Below are 19,085 nucleotides of genomic sequence, written 5' to 3'. Positions count from 1 at the left end.
CGCCCCTGGAGGTTCTCAACGAGGCCCTTTCAACCCAAACGGCCGCATAGGCTGCGCTCATAACATGGCTGTCTGGAATCACCGTGGCCCCTCACTGTCCGGGCGCCGCACGTTGTGGTGTGCTGGAGCCATGTGGTCCATGGCAGTGACGGTGCGCGCAGATGATACAGACATGGCCACGGTTGCGCTCCAGGCCGTGCTGGCGCCCGACGCGATCCTCGCTGGGACAGAAAAGCCCAATGGGGAGGTCACCCTGTATTTGACGGTCCGGGATCGCGAACAGGCCGGCTGGGTCAAAGACGCACTTGATGGCATCCGTATCCTCGCGAGGGATCTGCGCGATGTCACGCCGCGACGGAACGTCCCCATGGGTCACCGCCGGCACGGCGGCACGGTGATCGGCTGACAGTGACCAGCCGCGCCGGGGTCCGCTCGATGTCGTAGAACTCCACTATGGCGGCAGCTTTGTTACTCACGGGTAGCGCTATTGGCTGTACCGCTGTTCTCCGAGGCCGTTGACCGCCGCCACTGGCTGGCCCCCGTCCGCGCGCACTTCGGCGGTCCCCGCTGTTGCGGATTGCGTCGCCGAGCTGGCGAAATCGCACATCGTGCAAATGTCAGTCGTGCCCGAGTACATGAGAGACAGTGACATGATCCCCTTTGAGTTCCGCTTCAAGATCGAAGCGTGGGACCAACAAGGTGAAAGGGGCGGCGAAAACTGTTCACAGGACGTTCCCGCATGCTCATTCGATCTAACTCTCGTTGAGGTATTCTCCGCTCCCGCTTGTTGAACGCGATGAGTTCGGTGAGGTTCTTGGGATGGGGGCCCGGGGTGGCGGCCAGGTAGGCGTTGAGGTCGTGCTTGAACTCGGTCAGCACGGCGGGAAGCATGTCCTTCTGCATCATGTCTTTGGAGTCGCAGTTCACTTCCTCTCCACGCTCGCCACGGCTGAGCGGCCAGGAGTTGCAGGACCTTACCGCGCCGGTCGAGGCTGGACAAGACCGGCAGCGGTGGCGGGTCGCTCCAGCTGCTTGGGGATGGCAGGCCCGCCAGCTCGCGCGTCAGGCGGCGGGTCATCTGGTGCACGGTGGCCCACCAGATCAGGGCCTCATGATGGTCGGGCTTGCGTTCGTAGATGCGCACCAGGCGGCGGTAGCGGACCAGCCAGGCAAACGTCCGCTCCACCACCCACCTGCGGGGCAGCACGACGAAGTCGCGCAGGTCGTCGCTGCGCTTGACGATCGTGACGGCCGGAGAGAGCAGGCCGTGTCCGAGGGCTGGCTGGGCGAGATCGAGGGGATCGACCGGACCCTCCAGTGCCTGCGGGACAAGCGGGCCGATGCTTTGCGGCTTACTCGGGTCACCTGCGAGGTCGATCTCGGCATGCCGACCATCGCCGCCCCTCGCTGACCCGAGCCCGGCTGGCTCGCCACTGCGCCAACCGCGGCGGCGAGCCAGCCGACACGGTTGGAAGACACGCGCTATACGGCTACAAGTGCGCTCCGGAGAATGCGCTCATCGCGACAGAAGCGTGCGCTCAGGAGCGCTGGGCGAAGAATTCCCTCGCTGTTGAGGGAAACCAGAGCAGGGCGACGGTGAGTATCTGCGCGGCGCAGATGACCGGGATGACAGTATGGAACATCGGCGAGGATGACCAGGACACGACGCTGAACACCACGGACAGCAGCTGGGACACCGTGGCGAGTCGACGTGTCCACGGTCGCGCGGTGGCCAGTTTCCACACCAGCAGCGCGCAAAGCGCCAGGTAGATGCCGTGGAAGACGGCTCCGGAAGTCACAGCGATGACGGCTGACCGGGCAACCTCGCCCGCGCCGAAATCGGGGTGCTGGGTTGCGATCTGGTTGCGCAGAGCGCTCTGGTTGACGCTCATCAACACGGGCACGACCACATGGCTGATCGCTACGGCGGTCAGCAGTACCCGCGCCGCCTGGACGGACGTCGGAGTCCGCAATGCCATGACCTGAGCTGATCGTTGCATGTCTAGTCTTCCTCTGTTCGCGGTGCTCCCTGACCTCGCGCTCGGAGCCACCGGGGCCCGGTGCCGGGCTGGGGCTTGGCACCGGATATCTCGCCGCGCTGTGCCCAGGCTTGGTTGAGCCGGGTGATCAGAGTCAGCGCGGTGGACACGTCCGCGTCCGGCCAGTCGAAGATGACGTCCGCGAACACGGCCGCTCCGGCCTGAATCGTGATGTTGATCTCCGCGTGTCCGTCTTCGGTCAGCCGCGCGAGGAACGTGCGGGAGTCGTGCGGATCAGGCTCTACCGCCAGGTGCCCTGCGCGCTCCAGGGCGGCGAGGTGTCGGCTGGTCGCGGACGCGGTGAGACCCAGCTCGGCGGCAATCATGCTCGGACGGACGGGACCGAGCGCGGCCACGGTCCCCAACACCCCAACCCGGGTCAGGTCCAAGCGCCGGGAGAGCCGGCGGTGTCCCTGGTCGATGAGCTCCATGACCGCACGCGCCAGTTCCACACGATCATTTCGTTGCGACATGAAACGACATTAGCAGATCGCTCCCCGGACGCCATGTCCAACCGGTCACCGCACCTTCGCCCACCGATCCGGAGCACGTCGGCACATCGGCATGACCGGACGTTGGAGCGATGGTTATCTAGGATCTTTGGTCTCCTCTTGCAGGTCGGCCTCCGGGACTGGACCGAACTTTGGCGCTACAGAGAAAGAGGCACGGCGATGAGCCCAACCCGCGTTGATCTCTCGCGAGTCCTTGATGTCGACCGTCTAGTAACCCCATGTACAACCCCCTTGAGCGGCTCGCGGCCGACCCCCAGGCCACGGCGGACCGGCTGGCAGCCCTGCCCCAGGTGCCCGGCGTGCAGGTCGCCGGGATCGCGGGCGGCACGATCCGGCTCGGCGCGGCCGGAGTGACCGATGCCGAAACCGGGCAACCCGTCACCGCCACCACCCGATTCCGGCCGGGATCCATCACCAAGCTGCTCACCGCGGGCCTCGTGATGAAGTGCGTCAACGACGGCAAGCTCGCCCTGGACGACCCGGTCAGCCGCTACGTCCCCGGCCCTTGGGACGACGCCCTACGGGTGCAGCACCTGATCTCGCACTCCTCCGGCCTGGACGCCGCCGATATCTTCGTCGACGTCGGCGATGACGACGACTGCATCGCCCGCTACGTCGACCAGCACGTGACCGGCACGGGCTCACTGTTTCCGCCCGGCACCACCTTCTTCTACTGCAACGGCGGATTCGTCCTGGCCGGACGCGTACTGGAGATCGTGCTCGGACAGCCCTACGAACAGGCCCTGCGCACCTATCTGCTGGACCCGGCCGCGACCACCGACACGGACTTCTCCCCCGGACACGCCGCCCACCACGATCCGGCCGCAGCCCGCGGACACCTGGTCAAGAGCGACCAACCCGTCCCGGTTCCGCACCGGATCGAGCACCCGATGTGCTCCCGCGGACTTGCCCCCGCCGGCGGCACCTTGACCTCCACCGCGCACGACCTCGCCCGCCTGGTCACCGCACACCTGCAAACCCCAGACACCAAAACCATGCGAGAACTGCACGCCACAGCGCCCGGCGGAGTGCCCGGCATGCGCGGCGCCGGGCTGGGCTGGATGGTGTGGGACGCTCCCTCTCTGGCCAGCGCCCGCATCGGCGGTGCCGTCCCCGGCCAGTCCGGCACCATCGTGGCCGACCCGGCCGCCGACGCCATCCTGATCGTGCTCACCAACTCAGACCAGGGCGCCAACGCCGTCGGCGCCCTCCTGGACGACACCGGCGCAGCGGCTGACCAGCAGACCGATTCCCACCGCGAGAACCCGCCCACCGACCTCGACCGCTACACCGGTCGCTACACCTCACACGTGAGCACGCATCACCCTCCAGGCAGACGGGCTACGCGCCACCAGCGAGGGACTCCCTGATCTGACGCTCACCCCTCAGGACCGCATCACGTTCACCTCGCCCATCGGCCCCGCAGGCACGTGGAGCGCCCGGTGCGTGGAGACACGCACGCCGGGTGCGGCGGGCGGGCCGGGGAAACCCACCGTGAGCAATCACGGCAGGGCGCCTCGGTCCGACCCAACCCGGTGCCCCGATGAGCACGAGGCCAAGGAACTGCCGTCGCAGATGGACGAGGCCGGACCTGAAGCATCTGACTTCATGGAGAACCTCCCCGATGCCGCGACGCTAGCGCAGCATGGGCTTGAGGAACGTGGCCAGCTCCGCGTCGAAGAGGGCGGGACGTTCCAGGTTGATCATGTGCGCGGCCGACGGGATCCGGACATGGCGGGCCCCGGGGACGCTGCTGGCGATGAGTTCGGCGTTGGACAGAATGTCGGTGCTGTCGAGGGCGCCGTCCAGGACCAGCACCGGCACGCCGATCTCCGCCAGGCGGCCGGCGGCTCCCGCTTCCCGCAGCGTACCCACGCCGAGCCCGGCGGCGTGCCTGGCGACGTTGGCCGCGGCCGCGGCGCGCATCCGTTCGCGCAGCGCGGCGTCGACGTCCTCTGGGCGCCGGTTCGGGCCGTCCACCCACATGCGCAGGAAATGCTCCACGTAGATCTGCGCGCCGTCCGGGGCGCCGATCGCGTCGAGCTGGCGGGTGAGGTGGTCGAGCACGAACGGGTCGGTGAACTCCCGCCCGCTGATCCCCGGTGAGGCCAGCGCCAGCCCCATCACGCGATCCGGATGGGTCAGCGCGGTGTCCAGCGCGATGCGCGAGCCGCCCGACAGCCCGACGAGCACGGCCTGCGGCACCTCCGTGGCGTCGAGCAGGGCCGCGAGGTCGTCGTGCGGGGCGAAGTCGCCCGCGACGGTCGAGGACCTGCCGTGTCCGCGCGCGTCGTACCGGATCGTGCGGGCTCCCGTGCCGGCCAGCCAGGTGAACTGCTCGTCCCACATCCGCAGGTCCAGCATCCCGCCGTGAAGAAGGACGATGGCGGGCCCGCCGGACGTGGTCGACTCGTAGAAGAGATGCCCGCCGTTGACGAGCACGGATGCCGCGGTGACAGTGGTGTGGGTCATGTCGGGTTCTCCCGTTCGAGCGCGGTTGAGTCCGGTCGTGCCAGCTGCTGGAACTCCGCGCTCAGGCGGTCGAGTACGTGCAGGGCGGTGGTGATGTCGGCGGCGGACAGGTCGGACAGCCTGCGCCGCAGTTCGGTCTGTTCGAATCGCACGATGGCGGTGATGGTCGCCTGCCCGTGCGCGGTCAGGCGGATCAGGTGGGAGCGGCGGTGCCCAGGGTTGGGCGCGGTCTTCACCAGGCCGGCGGCGGACGCCTCGTTGACCGTGCGCTGGACCGGCTGGCGATCAAGGCGCAGCGTGCGCGCCAGCTGGGGCACCGTTTGCGGCCCCGCCACCGTGAGCGCGTCCAGAACGGCATGTTGTGCCGCGGTGATGCCCGTGCCGTCCAGCTCCCGCTCCACCGCTCGGACCACCGATCGGTGCAACGGCCACAGGCGTCTGATCACCTGATGGAGCAGGTCGTCGGCAGCGACGGCGCCACCGGGTTCTATGACATCCATGATGTCATGATGGCACATGTGATGTCATTGCCGTGCTTGTGGGCGTCCGCATGGTGAGGGGCTGTAAATCGACATCCCAGTCCGGGCAGATCACGTACTTCTGAACAGCCGGTCCAGATGCATGTCGATCGCGGCGAGCGCGTCCTGGGGCTCGATCACGTCGAGTTCGATCAGGGAGGTGAAGCCGGTGAGGGCGAGGAGCAGGTTGGTCTCGGTCGCCGGGTCGCGGCCGGAGTCGATGTGCCCGTCGGCGATCGCCTGGCGGACCAACTGCTCGACGAGGGCCCGCCCTTGGACGAGGCCGCGGCGCGCCTGCTCGTGCACGGCCTCGTCGTGCAGCGCCTCCAGGACGTAGGCGGCGCTCATCCTGCTGGTCGCGCGGGCGTCGGCATGCAGGGGGAGCATTTCCGCGAGCGTCAGTCGCAGCACGTCACGAGGGTGCGGACGGTCACCGAGCTTTTCGAGCCCTTGGTGTACGCGCGCCGAGGTCTGCTCGGACGCGAAGTCCATGGCGAAGGAGAGCATGGCGGTCCGGGAGGCGAAGTAGTGCTGCAGCTGCCCGAGTGACATGCCCGCCTCCTGCGCCACCACGCGCATCGTCAGCTGTGTGACGCCGCGCTGCTCCACCACCCGCCACAGTGCGCGGGCGATCGCTTCGCGGCGTCCGCGGTGATCCACCTGTTTCGGCATCGCCGCCCCCCTCCTCGTACCCCGCACTGTTCCAATACAGTTGACATAATACATCTGACCCATAATCCTGGGGTCCATTCGAGGGAAGGAATCGTCATGTCCGAACAGCCAAAGGTACGGACCACGGAAGGCGTGGTGCAGGGGCGCCGGCGGCAGGGGCACGCGGTGTTCCGCGGCATCCCCTACGCCCAGCCCCCGGTCGGAGCGCTCCGCTTCGCCGCGCCCGCGCCGCCGCACCGCTGGGAGGGGACGAGGCAGGCGGTCGAGTTCGGCCCCGTGGTGCCGCTGTCCCTGCCGATCGACGTGCCCCCGCAGGGCACCGACTGGCTGACGCTCAACGTCGGCACTCCGGATCCCGGCGCGGCGGGACTGCCGGTGCTGGTGTGGATCCCCGTGGGCGGCTACCTCTCGGCGGCGTCGAGCGACCCGATGCTCGACCCGGCAGCGCTGGCCGAGGCGGGACTCGTCGTGGTGACCATCAACTGCCGTGTGGGCGCGGAGGGTTTCGCGTTCCTTGACGACGCTCCGGCCAACCGCGGATTCCTCGACCAGATCGCGGCGCTGGAGTGGGTGCAGCGCAACATCGCCGCCTTCGGAGGCGACCCCGGCCGGGTCACCGTGGCCGGGGTGTCTGCCGGGGCAGGGTCGGTCGCCGCCCTGCTGACGATGAAGTCGGCGCGCGGCCTGTTCCGGCGGGCCATCGCCCATTCGGTGCCGGGGCTGCACAGCACCCCCGCGCTGGCACAGCAGGTCACCGCCGCGTTCGCGGACCGGCTCGGCGCGGCGGCCCCCACCGCCGAGGCCCTGCGCGACATCGACCCATGGCACCTGGCCGCCGAACTCACCTCCTTCAACGCCGGCCTCCATGCGCACCGGGAGAGCTGGGGACGCCTCACGGAGACCGGCACCGCGCTGTGCCCCGTCGTCGACGGCGAGGTCCTCCCGGAAACGCCCTGGCCCGCGCTGACCGGCGCGCGCGCGAGCGGGACCGAACTGCTCGTCGGCCACACCCGGGACGAATTCCGGTACTTCAGCGTCATGAGCGGACGGTACGGCACCTTCACCGAGGAGGACGCCCACGCAGCCCTGGAACTGCACGCCCCGCAGCCGGACGGCGCGCGGGCCTACCGTGCCGCGTTCCCGCAGGCAGGCCCCGAGGAGCTGGTGGAGACGGTGTACTCCGACGCCCTCTTCCGCATGCCGTCACAGAAGCTGGCCGAGGCGAACGCCGCAGCCGGCGGCACCTCGTACCTGTTCGAACTGTGCTGGGTTGCCCCGGCCCTCGGCGGCATCCTGGGCGCCTGCCACAGCCTCGACGTGCCCCTGGCGTTCGGCACGCTGGACAGTCCCGTCGGCACCCAGCTCATCGGCGAGGAGCCCTCTCCCGAGGCCGTCGCGCTCTCCCGCGAACTCCAGGAGGCATGGGTCCGCTTCGTCACCACCGGCGACGCGGGCTGGTCCGCCCACCGGCCCGGCGGGCACCTCACCCGCGTCCTGGACGCCGAGTCGAAGACTCTGCCCTACCCCGAACAGGTATCCCGCCAGATCTGGGAAGGCCACTCCCCCGCCCCCTTCGATCTCTCGTAATTGTCCGGGTCGGCTCCTACGACTGCGACGCCGGCACTCACCTGCCCAACGGGGACAGCGCGAATCGGCGTACAGCCAGGCAACACCCGGCCCGCTTGGCATCAGATCTCACCCGAGGGTGACGGACGACATCAAGAGCAGGGAGAGGCCGACGGGAGGTCGGTGACCGGCGGGTAGGCGATGTCCGGCCGTGCCCAGTAGCGGGTGACGTGGGCGGGGAAGAGCACCATGGGCCCGTCCATGCTGGCCAAGGTCCTGGCCTCTTCCGCAGTCTCGCACCACGGGGCCGCGCTCGATCTGACGGCCCCGTCGGGTGAAGCGCGGGGCGTCGCCTCGGTGGAAGTTGAATGGCAGTGTCCGGACACCGCCACGTATCGCTGCAGCTCGGGAGAGTCGCGATGGCTCGTCGGATGGCAACGGTCGCTGGCTGGCTGACGGCGCCTGCGACGACGCTCTCGAAGCGACCGATTTCCGCCCTCCCATCAGACGGCAAACCAGTAATTTCCCGGCGCCGGGAAGGATTCGGCCTCCTGCACCAGCTGCGCCGATGCTCTGGCCGACGTGGACGCCTGCCTGAGCCGGTTGAGCACGCAATCAAATATCGAGCGAACCACGCAGATCGGCATGGATGACGGCGGAAATGGCGTCGTGGCTGTGGTGGTGAGCTTCGGTACTCTCCCTGGCCACCTCGCAAAAACCCTGTCGATCAGGGTTTGACGAGGGGTTATTCTTACGCCTGGCTCTGGTCGTTGCTCGCCGTTCTCGGCCATCCCCGGAACAATGACGGAACAGGGCAGGAGGTTGTTCATGGCGATTCCAAAGAAGGGTTCGCGGCTCATCACCATTGACGACATGACATTCCGCTGGTGCGTCCGTCGTAAGCCCACCTACTGCCAGGGGAACAGTTGGGGTCCGATGACGTTCGCGGTGGAACTGCCCGGCGTGTCGGGCCGCGTCCCGCTGGTGTCGCTTCCCTGCTCCCGGCCGGACGCGTGGTAGGGCGAACGGACAATGGCCGTACGGCCGGCACTGATGACGGCGACCATACGCATGGCACTCGATCGCGGCTGGCATCCCCGGTGAACAGGCAGTGCCTTCGAGCTTGCCCTGACCGATGAGGACCTGACCGAGCTGATGAACGGCCGACCTCCTGCCTATGACGTCCCTTTCATCGGAGCTAGCTGGACGCTCGAAAATGGCGCGCCCGGTCCGGCCAGGGGCCGCCGGAAAATGACCTGTACTACAGTCACGGCTTCGTGTCTCCCTTTGTCACAGACATACTTGATCCTTATGACGAGACCGATAAGGCGGCTACTGATCGCCGTTGCCGTATTACTGCTGCCCTGGGCCGTACCGGCTGCGGCGTCAGCGGTCAGCTTCGTGTATTCCTACCGCTGCGACGGAAAGATCCTGACAACGCCGGGCCCGGAGCAGGTGGGCAAGCTCTGCACGATCCTGGCGGAAGGACCGGCGGTGGCCGGTCAGGTTCATGAGATCAGGATGGCCATCAGGCAGCGGAGCCTGGGGTATGTGTGGATGCGGGCCACGCTGTACACGACGAACGGCAAGGCGGAGTCACATCCCTTCGTGGTGCCGCAGGGCGAGTTCGAGCTCGACGCCAGCGACGCGGTCTTCGCCCAGGGACAGGCGGGCACCCAGGTACGGCTCATGACCTGGAACCTCTTCGGCGGAGGCACGCTCGACGGCAAGGACTACACCGATGAGAACCTGAAGCAGCTGATCGAGTACGTCAACGAGGTCAATCCCGACGTCTTCTTCGTCGTGGAGGCCTACGGCTCGGAGACCGCCATCCTCCAGGGGCTCAACGCCGGGCGAGCCACGACCGACCTGTACAGCTCGGTCCCGATCACTGTGGCGGAAGAGGCGAAGTACCGCAATCTCTGGCTCTTCACCAAGCTGAAGGTCGTCCAGCGCTACACCGAGCGGCCGGAGATCACCGACTTCCACTTCGGCGGCGCCAAGCTGCAGCTGCCCAACGGCAAGCTCATCCACGCCTTCACCGTCTGGTCCCGGCACGAGGACTCGGTCTTCGCCCCCATGCACCACGCCGTGGTGAACAACCAGTTCGGCAAACCGATCTCGCCGTCGATCAACACGATCCTCACCTACGACGACACGAAACGTAACGCGCAGGGCCAGGCGATCTTGCAGAAAGTGGTGCCGTACTACGTCAAGGACGACGCCCCCGTGATCATGGGCGGTGACTTCAACGCGTGGTCGTATCGGGACTGGACCGGCCAGTTCGCCAAGGCCCGCGGACACGCCGGGCTGACCGTGCCATGGACCTACACCAAGCAGTACGTCGACGCCGGTTTCTACGACGTCTTCCGCTACATCAACGCCGACGCCGGGCTCTATCCGGGCCGCACCTGGAGCACGAAGAGCGGCTTCGGCGTCGCCCCCGCTCGCATCGACTACCTGCTCTTCCGTGACAACAAGGCGCAAATGCGCGTGCTGGGCGCCCGAACCGACGTGCGCCGCCTGCCCCGCCACCAGGGCGGCTACCTGGACCAGGAATACCCGTTCTACTCCGACCACGGCGCGGTCATCGCCGACGTGCTGGTCACCGGAACCGGTCCGGGCCCGAATCGTCCCATCGTGATGGAAAAGCCAGAGTACGCGCCCGGGGCCTGGCCCGCGCCGCCGGCGGGAACCCCGATTCCACCGGCGGAACTGTCCGCCACGGCCAGCACGTTCAAACCGCACGTGGGAGACCCCCGACTCGCGGTCGACGGTGACCCGTTCACCTACTACCACTCGCGGTATCCCGACGCGGCCGATCCCACGGTGAGCCCCGCCCAGCCGCACTTCATCACGGTGGACATGGGGCAGGAGCGCACGCTGTCCGCGGTCCGATTCGTGCCCAAGCTGGCCGCCGCCATCTCGGATGCCCAGAATCCGGTCGTCAACATGACCGGCACACCGCTCAGAGGTGCGCTGGAGGTCAGCGCCGACGGCACCTGGTGGGCGCAGGTGGCGAGCGTGACCTGGCCGCGGATCACCGGGCCGAACGACGTCCACCTCAATGGCGTCAAGGCCCGCTACCTGCGACTGCGCGTGGACAACGGCATGGGCGGCGCCACCGCGATCGCCGAGATCACTCCGTACGAATGATGTGGGAAGACGTGTTGGTCCGCTGGTGGGAATCGCCAGACAGCTTGGATGAGCGGCGTCGCCGCAGGCCACGGTGTGGGACTGCGCCACGTTCCGGGTCACGCACCGCCCGTGTGGCGCGATTCCTGCCGGCGACCATGACCGAGGCCGGCTGCACTGTGGAGGGCTCCATCCTGAAGCGGCACGGCGTGGTCAAGGACTACACGTGCAGGCACCGTCGCATCAGTTCAACTCGAAACTGGACGATCTTCGTCCTGGAGTAGGCAAGGCCCGTAGGGGGAGTCCATGCCCTCGGGCCAGGATTCCCCCGGAGGGTTCGGGCGTTTCAGGCGTCCTGCTCCCGAAGGCGTCCCCGGCCCCAAAGTAGCGATGAGCTAGATGACGATTACTGCTCGTGGGAGTGTATCTCCGACATCACCGATGCGACATTCCCGGCATAGCGCTCAAAGATCCGGACTATAGGGTGCATCGGGTGGACATGACCGATCCCGCCACCCGGGACATTCTCCTGACCTTCGAACACGCGCGATCCCGGCTGTTCGGGCGCCTTGAGGGCCTGACCGACGCCGAGTACCACTGGGAGCCGGTCAGCGACTGCGTCGGACTGCGCCCCGGCGACGACGGCGTCTTCCGCGTCGACGCGGTCTTTCCAGAGTCGAGCCCAGATGCACCGGACCCCGTCACCACGATCGCCTGGCGTATCTGGCACATCGGCAACCTCTGCCTGCGCGGCTATGTGATCTACTTCTTCGACGACGCCCCCGAGTTCGGCGACCGCGACGCGTGGCCGGGCACCGCGAAGGAGGGCCTCCAGGCGCTCGCCGAGGACTGGGAGCACTTCACCTCCCGTCTTGCAGCCCTCGACGACGAGCGCCTGCTGGCGCCGATCGGCATGGGCCCCGCCGACAGCACCTACACCTACCTGAAGCTCGCGCTGCACGCCCTGGTCGAGGTCTCGCATCACGGCGGCGAGATCGGCCTGCTGCGCGACCTGTACATACGCCAAGGCGTCTGACACGGCCCTCATCGGGGCAGTGCACACCGCCATGGGCAGGGTTCTGGTGGGAACGGCGTCGTGGACGGATCGGTCGTTGCTGGAGTCTGGCTGGTATCCACCGACGGCCACCACGCCAGAAGAGCGCCTCGACCACTACGCGGCGAAATTCCCGCTGGTCGAGGTCGACGCCACCTACTACCACCCGCCCGCGCTGCGAACCGCCGAGCTGTGGCGCGACCGCATACCAGGAACGAGGCGCCTCCATCGCCGCGCTCGCCCGCGCCCACGGCGTCAGCCGCGCCGCCATACGGACCGCCCTCGCCGATCTCCTTCCCAACCAGCCAGACCCGGCCACCTACCCGTAAAACCACGAGCAGTAATCGTGATCTATCTCATCGCTACTTTGGGGCTGGAGACGCCTTCGGGAGCAGGACGCCTTTCAGGCGGCCTGCGGCGCGGAGGCTGGCTTGCGGACCCATGCCGACGGCCTCTTCCTGGTCAGTCGCCTGGTCATGGCCTGCCAGTAGGAGTGGAACGGCGAACCGGGTTTGGTGTCACATCTGTTGACGCTGTGCGGGAGGATGATCGACGGCGGCCCTGTCGTGATCTCTGGCGGGAGTCACTGACCAGCCAATCTCTAGAGGAGAGGTGCCTGATGGCCCTGCCGGTGATGACGGTGGAGCAGCGTGCGAAGGCGTTGGCGAAGGCGGCCGAGGCTCGTACGGCGCGTCGTGCGCTGTTGGCGGAGGTGGCCTCCGGCGCGGTGAGTGTGGCGGAGGTGTTCGAGCGCAGCGGGCAGGATCTGGTCGGCAGGACACGGGTGGTTCAGGTCCTGCGGGCCGTTCCCGGGTATGGGCCGGCCCGGGTCGCGGCGTTGATGGCCACCTGCGGGGTGGAGGAGAAACAGCGTGTTGGCGCGCTGAACGAGCAGCAGCGCGAGCGACTTTTGCGGGCTTTGATCAGCTGACAGCGCCGGGGTTGATGGTGTGCGCTATCGGAGCTCCGCGTCCGGGTGAGGTTGGCTCTGCAGGCGATGGCGAAGTTCGGTCTCCTGCGCCGTCGGCGCCTGGCCCGGGCGCCGGATGCGGGCCAGGCGGGGTCGGGGGAGGTCTTCGCCTTGCAGGAGGGCGAAGTCGGCGTGGGCCGCCTCGACGGCTTCGGGGTAGGCCTGTGTCTTCTCGTGCTCGGCCAGGGCCCGGTAAATGCTGGCGGGGGACGGGTTTTCGCCCTTGCGCCTCCCGGTCGGGATGATCAGGTCCTTGCGAATGTCTTCGACGCGTTCCCCAGCCGCCTTGCGGCGCAGCACGGTGTGCAGCATGTCGTCAGTGATCACCACCGGGCGGCCGCCGTGCTTGCCCTTGCGGGCGGCGGCGTCCAGGCCCTCCAAGGTGGACTCGCGGATGGCCTCGCGTTCGGTCTCGGCCATCGCGGCGAAGAACGCGAACAGCATCCGGCCCGGTCCGGACGGATCATAGATGCCGGCCAGCGGCCCGGCGAGCATCTCCAGCACCAGGCCGTGCGCGGTCAGGTGGTCGGCCAGGGCGGTGAGTTCGGCGGCGTCGCGGCCCAGCCGCTTCATCTCATAGACGGTCAGGATGACCCGGCAGTGCGGGGCGTGGGCCTTGATCTGCCGCGCCAGCGTGAGCGCCGCCTCGAACTGGGGGCGCACCTTGACCCGGGTCGAGATCTTCTCGGAGAAGATCTTCTCCCGGGGGATCCCGTGCGCGGCCAGCGCGTCCAGCTGCGACTGCAATTCTTGGGTGAGGGCGGAGCAGCGGGCGTAGCCGATCCGGATGTCGGCCGACGGCCCATCGTCGCTGAGCGGCGCGGGCGGGGGCGTGCCCGGCCGCCACGGCTGGCCCGGGTTCCGGTTGGCCGGGGTCGGCACTCGCAACAGCTTCGCCAGCCGGGGCACCTTGGTGAACCGGCCGGTGTGGTATGTGCCGGCCACCGCGCCCGAACGCGACCGGCACGGCGAACCCGACGCCACGGCGCATCGCGGACACGGGTGACGCTCGACCTCATCGGCATCATGGGGGTGTTCCTCGCCGATGAAGGACAAAGGGGCGGATTCGGTGTGTTCGCGGGGTTCCGGGGCCTCGGCCATGCCCCAGATGTTCTCACAAACATTTCCCAGAATCCGGCGATCTACCAACTTGCATGAGAACTAGTTCTGAGAAGGAATCAGCTTCTCTGGCGATCAGAACTGGCCTGCGGAGCCTTCCGGTGATCTTCTCTGGGAATCGAGCGTTTGTGAGAGCTGATCTATTGGGGATTCGCCTGCTGGTTACGCGCTACGCCGCCGACCGCACCGGAAATACGCCGGTATCGCAGCAGGCAGCCGATCAGTCCAGCGCACAATGCGCGCAAACCACGACACTCTGATCGACACTCAGGCCGTACCGGAGGCTTCCTCCGTCATCGGGCGGGTTGGCCATCATGGCCCTGAACCGCAGCTTCATGTGCTACAGCCCGAGTGAGGCGATGAGCTCGCGCATCTCGTCGCGGTAGACGGTTGCTGGGTCGTGGACAAGTCCGCGCAGGTGCCCGTAGATCTCCAGCGCCATCAAGCCGTGCATGCGCCCCCACACGCGCATGGTCAGGGCCAGCCCCGCGGGCGGCAGGTCGGGGAACTCCTCTCGGGTGTGCGCGACCAAGCCGGCGTCGAAGTCGGCCCAGTCATAGTTCTGGCGCGCGCTCCCGGTGGCCGGCCACGCGGCTGCCACGAGACCGATGATGCCGGTGCAGGCGCGCACTCCGGCGGCAATGCCGGGGCTGTCTTCCGGCGCCTGGTAGCCGGGCACCGGGTCACCGTAGATGAGCCGGAAACCCTCGGGGTTGGCAAGGGCCCATTCTCGTACGGCCTGTGCCCAGGCCATGAGCCGCCCGCCGGCATCGGACTCGGGCACCGCGTCGCGCGCTGACTCGGCGGTCTCGACGAGGGAGGTGTAGACGTCGCCGATCAGGGTCGTGACCAGGTCGTCGCGAGTGGCGAAGTAGCTGTAGATGGCGCCCGCCGTCATGCCCATCTCGCGCGCGATGGCGCGCAGCGAGATCGCGTCGGGGCCGCCCTCGGCCATGAGCTTGAGCGCGATCGCCTTGATTTCGGCGCTGGTCTGGGCGCGCAGCCGTTCGCGTCGGTTCATGGTCGCTTCCATGCCGACAGTCTACAGGGTTTGACTATTGAACGCCGTGCCCTATGGTGAACGCCGTGTAGGAATTCGACGGCATGTAGGAAGGTATTTATGGAATCGCCACGACTGCGCCTTGGGCTGCTGGCGTTGACGCAGCTCATCGTGGCTCTCGACTACAACATCGTGTACGTGGCGCTACCCGACATCGGGGACGCGCTCGGTTTCAGCCCGTCGTCGGTCCAGTGGGTGGTCAGCGCCTACGCGATCGGCCTCGGTGGGCTCCTGCTTCTTGGCGGACGGGCCGTCGACCGGATCGGACCGCGCCGGATGTTCATGGCAGGACTGGCGCTGTACGGCGTCGCCTCGCTGGCCGGCGGACTGGCGACCGGGTCGGAGATGCTGGTGGCCGCTCGCGCGGTCCAGGGCATCGGCGGTGCGCTGCTGACTCCCGCCACCCTCACGCTCATCTACCGGGGATTCGCCGAGGGACCGGCCCGCAACCGGGCCCTGGGCGCCTGGGGGATGGCGGGCAGCGCGGGACTGGCCGCCGGATCCCTGCTGGGCGGCGTGCTGACCAACTATCTCGGCTGGGAATGGGTGTTCTACGTCAACGTGCCACTGGCGCTGATCTGCGCCCTGGCCGCACCCCGCTTGCTGCCCGCCGATCCCGACCGCACCCCGGGCTCCTTCGACGTGCCCGGCGCGCTGCTGGCCACCGGGGGCGCCGCGCTGCTGGTGTTCGGGCTGGCCAGCGGCCCCGACTCCGGATGGGACTCGCCCCGCGTCTACGGCTCGCTGGTCACAGGCGCCCTCTTGCTGGTGGCGCTCCTGGTGGTGGAGTCACGCACGCGCGACCCGCTGATCCCGCTACGGCTGGCGCGTGGCCGCTCCCTGGCCACCACCATGATCGTGATCGCCATCTTCCAGGGCACCCTCGGCGGCGGCTACTACATCCTCACCTCCTACCTGCAGCCCGTCCTCGGCTACAGCTCCCTCCAGGCGGGCCTGAGCTTCCTGCCGCTCACCCTGGTCTGCATGTTCGCCGCCGTGAAGGCCACCCCGATGGCGCTCGGCCGCTGGGGGATCCGCACCACACTCTCGGTCTCGACGGTCGGTACCGGCGTCGGCATCGCCCTCATGGTCATGGGCACCACACCCGCGGGTGGCTTGTGGACCCTGCTGCCCGGCAGCGTCGTCTGGGGCCTGTTCGGCGGCATCGCCTTCGTCACCCTGTTCGCCTCCGCCGGATCCGGCATCGCGCCACACGAGCAGGGAGTCGCCTCCGGGATCGCCAGCACCGCCAAGGAGATCGGCGGCGCCATGGGCCTGGCCGTCATCGTCGCCATCACCACCGCCTCGCCCAACCTCCTCGGCGGCCTGCACGTCGCCGGCTGGACAGCGGCGGCACTCACCGTCGCCGGGGGCCTGATCGCCCTGGCCCTCGAACCCTCCCGAACCCGCACTCCCGAAGGAGTAACCGCATGAACACCAACGACCTGATCCTCCAGTACCTCGACATCTGGAACGAGCGTGACATCGCCGCCCGTGAGGCGCTCATGACATCCGTCCTCACCGACGACTCGTTCTACTCCGACCCCGACCACGCGGGCCTGCGCGGGCACGCGGAGCTGTCGAAGGCGATCGGCAGGGCCCAGCAGAACTTCGGCGACCTGCGCTTCACCCTCGACACCGTGATCAGCACCCACCACGACCGCGCCCTGTTCACCTGGCGGCTCGGCACGGTCGCCATCGGTTATGACGTGGTGAAGTTCACCGGCGACCGCATCAGCAGCATCATCGGGTTCTTCGCATGAGCGGCTGGGGAGCGGCCTGGACGACCGCACCGCAACCGCCGGGCGTTGGCTTCGGGCCCAACTGGTCGCAGGAGGGCTTCGCCGGCCACACGATCCGCCAGACGGTGCGGCTCGGCATCGGCGGCGACACCCTGAGAGTCAGGCTGTCCAACCGGTACGGCACGGCGCCACTCCGCGTCACCGGCCTGGCCGTCGCGGCCGGCGCGGGCGGCGCCGAGGTCAAGCCCGACACCCTGCGCGAGTTGACGGTGGCCGGTGACACCGCCTTCTCCATCCCCGCGGGGGCCGACCTGGCCACCGACGGCGTGCCGTTCCGCACCGAGGCGCTGGACGCGGTGACCATCACGATCTACCTGGCCGAGCCGTCAGGGCCGGCGACCTATCACACGCAGGCGCTGGCCACCACGTATCGGGCGGCGGGCGACCACCTTGTTGACCATGATGGTGTCGCCTTCACCGAGACCTCACAGTCCTGGTACTACCTAGGCGGCGTCGACGTCGACGCGACCGCGAGCGACGGCATCGTGGTTTTCGGCGACTCGCTCACCGACGGGACGGGCAGCACCCCCGACACTGACCACCGCTTCCCCGACCTGCTGGGACGGCGGCTGGTGGGGCGTGCCGTACTGAATCAGGGCGTTGGCGGCAACCGGGTGACGGTCGACTCGGTCTGGCTGGGTGAGCGTGCCACCGTCCGATTCCAGCGCGATGTGCTGGATCTGCCAGGAGTGAGCACAGTCCTCATCCTGGCCGGGATCAACGACATCTCCATTAGCGAGGTGGCGGAGAACTCTCCGTTCCCGCAGTTCGCGCCCTACACCGAGGTCTCGGCGCAGCAGGTCATCGCCGGGCATCGGGACCTGATCAGGCAGGCACGCGCCGCCGGGCTGCGCGTGGTCGGCGCCACGTTGCTGCCCATGCGTGGTTCGGCGTTCTCCACCATGCGCAGCGAAGCCAAACGGGCCGAACTCAACGCCTGGATCCTGGAGTCTGGGGAGTACGACGCCGTCATCGACCTGGCCCGGGCGATGGGCGACGTGCTGGATCCCGCTCACGACTCCGGCGATCACCTGCACTTGAGTGACGCGGGTTACCGGGCGATGGCCGCCGCCGTCGACCTGTCGCTCCTTTGACGTCGGCCGCGCTACCCGCAGGGTCTTCCTCCCAGGAGCCTTCGGGTGGCGCGTCGAACTCAGCCAGGAGCGACTGAGCGATCAACGCGACGATGAGTAGCACGATTCCTGCTCGCACCCCGGACACTCGTGCAACCCCGGCCGTCATGAGCCGGACATCGATGATCATGACTGGCGTGAGACTGGAACAATTCACCACGTAATCGGTCACGTCGATCATCTGGCCTGACCGCTGCTGATATCCGAGGGCGCCCCCGGCCGCGCCGTGCGAGGTGGGGGCGCTCTGGCATGCCTGGAGGCCCCCTGTGCCGGTCAGTTTCCTCACAACCGAGCAACGCAGCCGATACGGCGTCTTCAACGCCGTGCCAGACATCGCCCAGCTGGGCGCCTTCTTCCATCTGGATGCCGATGACCGGCGCCGGGCGATGGCCGCCAACGGCGCGCGCAACCAGCTCGGCTGGTCCGTGCAACTGGGCACCGCACGGTTCTTGAACTGCTTTCTGGACAATCCCGAGGACGTTCCCACCGCGGTGGTCGACTACGTCGCCGAGCAACTCGGCCTGCAGGCCTCCGACCTGAAGGGGTACGGCCAGAAGGAGGCCCGCTGGGATCACCAGGAGCAGATCCGCACCGGCTACGGCTTCACTGCTTTTGCGGGCGAGCAGTGGTTCGCGCTGGCCTGCTGGCTCTACAAGCGGGCCTGGACCACGGGCGAGCGCCCGATCGTGCTGTTCGACCTGGCCACCCACCGTCTGGGCCCTCTGCTCGGGTCCGTGCGATGAGCCCCAAAGTAGAGCGTTTCCGCAGGCCACAGCGGGTGACGGCTGCGGTGCCCGACCGCGAGTTTCGGTCCGGGCGTTCGGGGATGAGTCCGGCGCTCGCCACCGCGATAACGACGGCGGAGACGTTTCCGCAGGTCGCGTTGCTCGCTAACAGCTTTTATGTCAAGCCGTCCGGGAGCTCCCGGTTACTTACAGCTACTTTGCGTCTGGTGACACCGACCCTTGCGACATGAGGTCGCACGTGGCGAGTGACTGCGTTGAAGGAGGATCGATCATGTCGGGAACGTAGT

General features: G+C 67.9%; 20 protein-coding genes and 1 pseudogene. 12 read left to right on the top strand and 9 right to left on the bottom strand.

Translation table 11 applies throughout. The features are described 5' to 3' along the window. Positions 1–172 precede the first annotated feature (172 nt). Positions 173–406: a hypothetical protein gene (locus tag ABT158_RS50010; protein ID WP_352366364.1), complete on the top strand. Its 234-nt coding sequence runs from the start codon at positions 173–175 to the stop codon at positions 404–406. A 78-nt stretch (positions 407–484) separates the two neighbouring features. Here the strand turns inward: ABT158_RS50010 and ABT158_RS51420 are convergent, their stop codons facing one another. Continuing rightward, on the bottom strand, positions 485–1,186 hold the full coding sequence (locus tag ABT158_RS51420; protein ID WP_502911640.1) for a hypothetical protein: 702 nt from the start codon (positions 1,184–1,186) through the stop codon (positions 485–487). Between ABT158_RS51420 and ABT158_RS51415 the strand changes: the two genes are divergently transcribed. After that, complete coding sequence (locus ABT158_RS51415; protein ID WP_502911641.1) at positions 1,112–1,411, top strand: hypothetical protein; 300 nt, start codon at positions 1,112–1,114, stop codon at positions 1,409–1,411. The genes ABT158_RS51420 and ABT158_RS51415 overlap by 75 nt on opposite strands. Before the next feature lie 127 nt (positions 1,412–1,538). On the opposite strand, the gene ABT158_RS49995 is transcribed toward ABT158_RS51415, so the two are convergent. Next, complete coding sequence (locus ABT158_RS49995) at positions 1,539–2,000, bottom strand: hypothetical protein (protein ID WP_352366360.1); 462 nt, start codon at positions 1,998–2,000, stop codon at positions 1,539–1,541. A 2-nt stretch (positions 2,001–2,002) separates the two neighbouring features. Beyond that, complete coding sequence (locus ABT158_RS49990; RefSeq protein ID WP_352366358.1) at positions 2,003–2,512, bottom strand: MarR family winged helix-turn-helix transcriptional regulator; 510 nt, start codon at positions 2,510–2,512, stop codon at positions 2,003–2,005. A gap of 257 nt (positions 2,513–2,769) precedes the next feature. Between ABT158_RS49990 and ABT158_RS49985 the strand changes: the two genes are divergently transcribed. Further along, complete coding sequence (locus ABT158_RS49985; protein WP_352366356.1) at positions 2,770–3,921, top strand: serine hydrolase domain-containing protein; 1,152 nt, start codon at positions 2,770–2,772, stop codon at positions 3,919–3,921. A gap of 265 nt (positions 3,922–4,186) precedes the next feature. On the opposite strand, the gene ABT158_RS49980 is transcribed toward ABT158_RS49985, so the two are convergent. From ABT158_RS49980 to ABT158_RS49970, 3 genes are all read right to left on the bottom strand, one after another. Continuing rightward, entirely contained in the window at positions 4,187–5,023 is an 837-nt protein-coding gene (locus ABT158_RS49980; RefSeq protein ID WP_352366354.1) for an alpha/beta fold hydrolase, read from the bottom strand. Then, entirely contained in the window at positions 5,020–5,541 is a 522-nt protein-coding gene (locus ABT158_RS49975) for a MarR family winged helix-turn-helix transcriptional regulator (RefSeq protein ID WP_352366352.1), read from the bottom strand. Before ABT158_RS49975 ends, ABT158_RS49980 begins: the two co-directional genes overlap by 4 nt. Positions 5,542–5,613: 72 nt before the next feature. After that, entirely contained in the window at positions 5,614–6,213 is a 600-nt protein-coding gene (locus tag ABT158_RS49970) for a TetR/AcrR family transcriptional regulator (protein WP_352366350.1), read from the bottom strand. Between the two features lie 96 nt (positions 6,214–6,309). On the opposite strand from ABT158_RS49970, the gene ABT158_RS49965 reads away from it, so the two are divergent. Next, positions 6,310–7,800: a carboxylesterase/lipase family protein gene (locus ABT158_RS49965; RefSeq protein ID WP_352366348.1), complete on the top strand. Its 1,491-nt coding sequence runs from the start codon at positions 6,310–6,312 to the stop codon at positions 7,798–7,800. 482 nt (positions 7,801–8,282) lie between these two features. On the opposite strand, the gene ABT158_RS49960 is transcribed toward ABT158_RS49965, so the two are convergent. Beyond that, complete coding sequence (locus ABT158_RS49960) at positions 8,283–8,645, bottom strand: hypothetical protein (RefSeq protein ID WP_352366346.1); 363 nt, start codon at positions 8,643–8,645, stop codon at positions 8,283–8,285. A 445-nt stretch (positions 8,646–9,090) separates the two neighbouring features. Between ABT158_RS49960 and ABT158_RS49955 the strand changes: the two genes are divergently transcribed. The 4 genes and pseudogenes from ABT158_RS49955 (at position 9,091) to mihF (ending at position 12,899) form a co-directional block, all read left to right on the top strand. Then, positions 9,091–10,935 carry an endonuclease/exonuclease/phosphatase family protein gene (locus ABT158_RS49955; RefSeq protein ID WP_352366344.1) on the top strand — a complete coding sequence of 615 codons (1,845 nt, stop codon included), beginning with the start codon at positions 9,091–9,093 and terminating at the stop codon, positions 10,933–10,935. Positions 10,936–11,413: 478 nt separating this feature from the next. Next, positions 11,414–11,950: a DinB family protein gene (locus ABT158_RS49950; RefSeq protein WP_352366368.1), complete on the top strand. Its 537-nt coding sequence runs from the start codon at positions 11,414–11,416 to the stop codon at positions 11,948–11,950. Between the two features lie 31 nt (positions 11,951–11,981). After that, a pseudogene (locus ABT158_RS49945) lies at positions 11,982–12,122 on the top strand (DUF72 domain-containing protein); the annotation flags it as partial. A 465-nt stretch (positions 12,123–12,587) separates the two neighbouring features. Beyond that, positions 12,588–12,899 carry an integration host factor, actinobacterial type gene (gene mihF / locus ABT158_RS49940; protein WP_352366366.1) on the top strand — a complete coding sequence of 104 codons (312 nt, stop codon included), beginning with the start codon at positions 12,588–12,590 and terminating at the stop codon, positions 12,897–12,899. A gap of 24 nt (positions 12,900–12,923) precedes the next feature. Here the strand turns inward: mihF and ABT158_RS49935 are convergent, their stop codons facing one another. Beyond that, positions 12,924–14,039, bottom strand: coding sequence for a recombinase family protein (locus ABT158_RS49935; protein ID WP_352366342.1), 1,116 nt, complete (start codon positions 14,037–14,039; stop codon positions 12,924–12,926). Positions 14,040–14,397: 358 nt separating this feature from the next. Next, complete coding sequence (locus ABT158_RS49930) at positions 14,398–15,090, bottom strand: TetR/AcrR family transcriptional regulator (RefSeq protein ID WP_352366340.1); 693 nt, start codon at positions 15,088–15,090, stop codon at positions 14,398–14,400. An 87-nt stretch (positions 15,091–15,177) separates the two neighbouring features. Here ABT158_RS49930 and ABT158_RS49925 point away from each other — a divergent pair, with 87 nt between their 5' ends. The 4 genes from ABT158_RS49925 (at position 15,178) to ABT158_RS49910 (ending at position 18,795) form a co-directional block, all read left to right on the top strand. After that, complete coding sequence (locus ABT158_RS49925) at positions 15,178–16,551, top strand: MFS transporter (RefSeq protein WP_352366338.1); 1,374 nt, start codon at positions 15,178–15,180, stop codon at positions 16,549–16,551. Further along, positions 16,548–16,880 carry a nuclear transport factor 2 family protein gene (locus tag ABT158_RS49920; protein ID WP_352366336.1) on the top strand — a complete coding sequence of 111 codons (333 nt, stop codon included), beginning with the start codon at positions 16,548–16,550 and terminating at the stop codon, positions 16,878–16,880. The genes ABT158_RS49925 and ABT158_RS49920 overlap by 4 nt, the downstream gene beginning before the upstream one ends. After that, positions 16,877–18,013 carry an SGNH/GDSL hydrolase family protein gene (locus tag ABT158_RS49915; protein WP_352366334.1) on the top strand — a complete coding sequence of 379 codons (1,137 nt, stop codon included), beginning with the start codon at positions 16,877–16,879 and terminating at the stop codon, positions 18,011–18,013. The genes ABT158_RS49920 and ABT158_RS49915 overlap by 4 nt, the downstream gene beginning before the upstream one ends. Before the next feature lie 305 nt (positions 18,014–18,318). Further along, on the top strand, positions 18,319–18,795 hold the full coding sequence (locus ABT158_RS49910) for a DUF4158 domain-containing protein (RefSeq protein ID WP_352366332.1): 477 nt from the start codon (positions 18,319–18,321) through the stop codon (positions 18,793–18,795). Positions 18,796–19,085 lie beyond the last annotated feature (290 nt).

The sequence above is a fragment of the Nonomuraea sp. NPDC001636 genome, from assembly GCF_040298265.1.
Classification (GTDB): Bacteria; Actinomycetota; Actinomycetes; order Streptosporangiales; family Streptosporangiaceae; genus Nonomuraea.
Note: the sequence above shows the minus strand (reverse complement) of the source record. Positions and strands in the feature narration are given on the sequence as shown.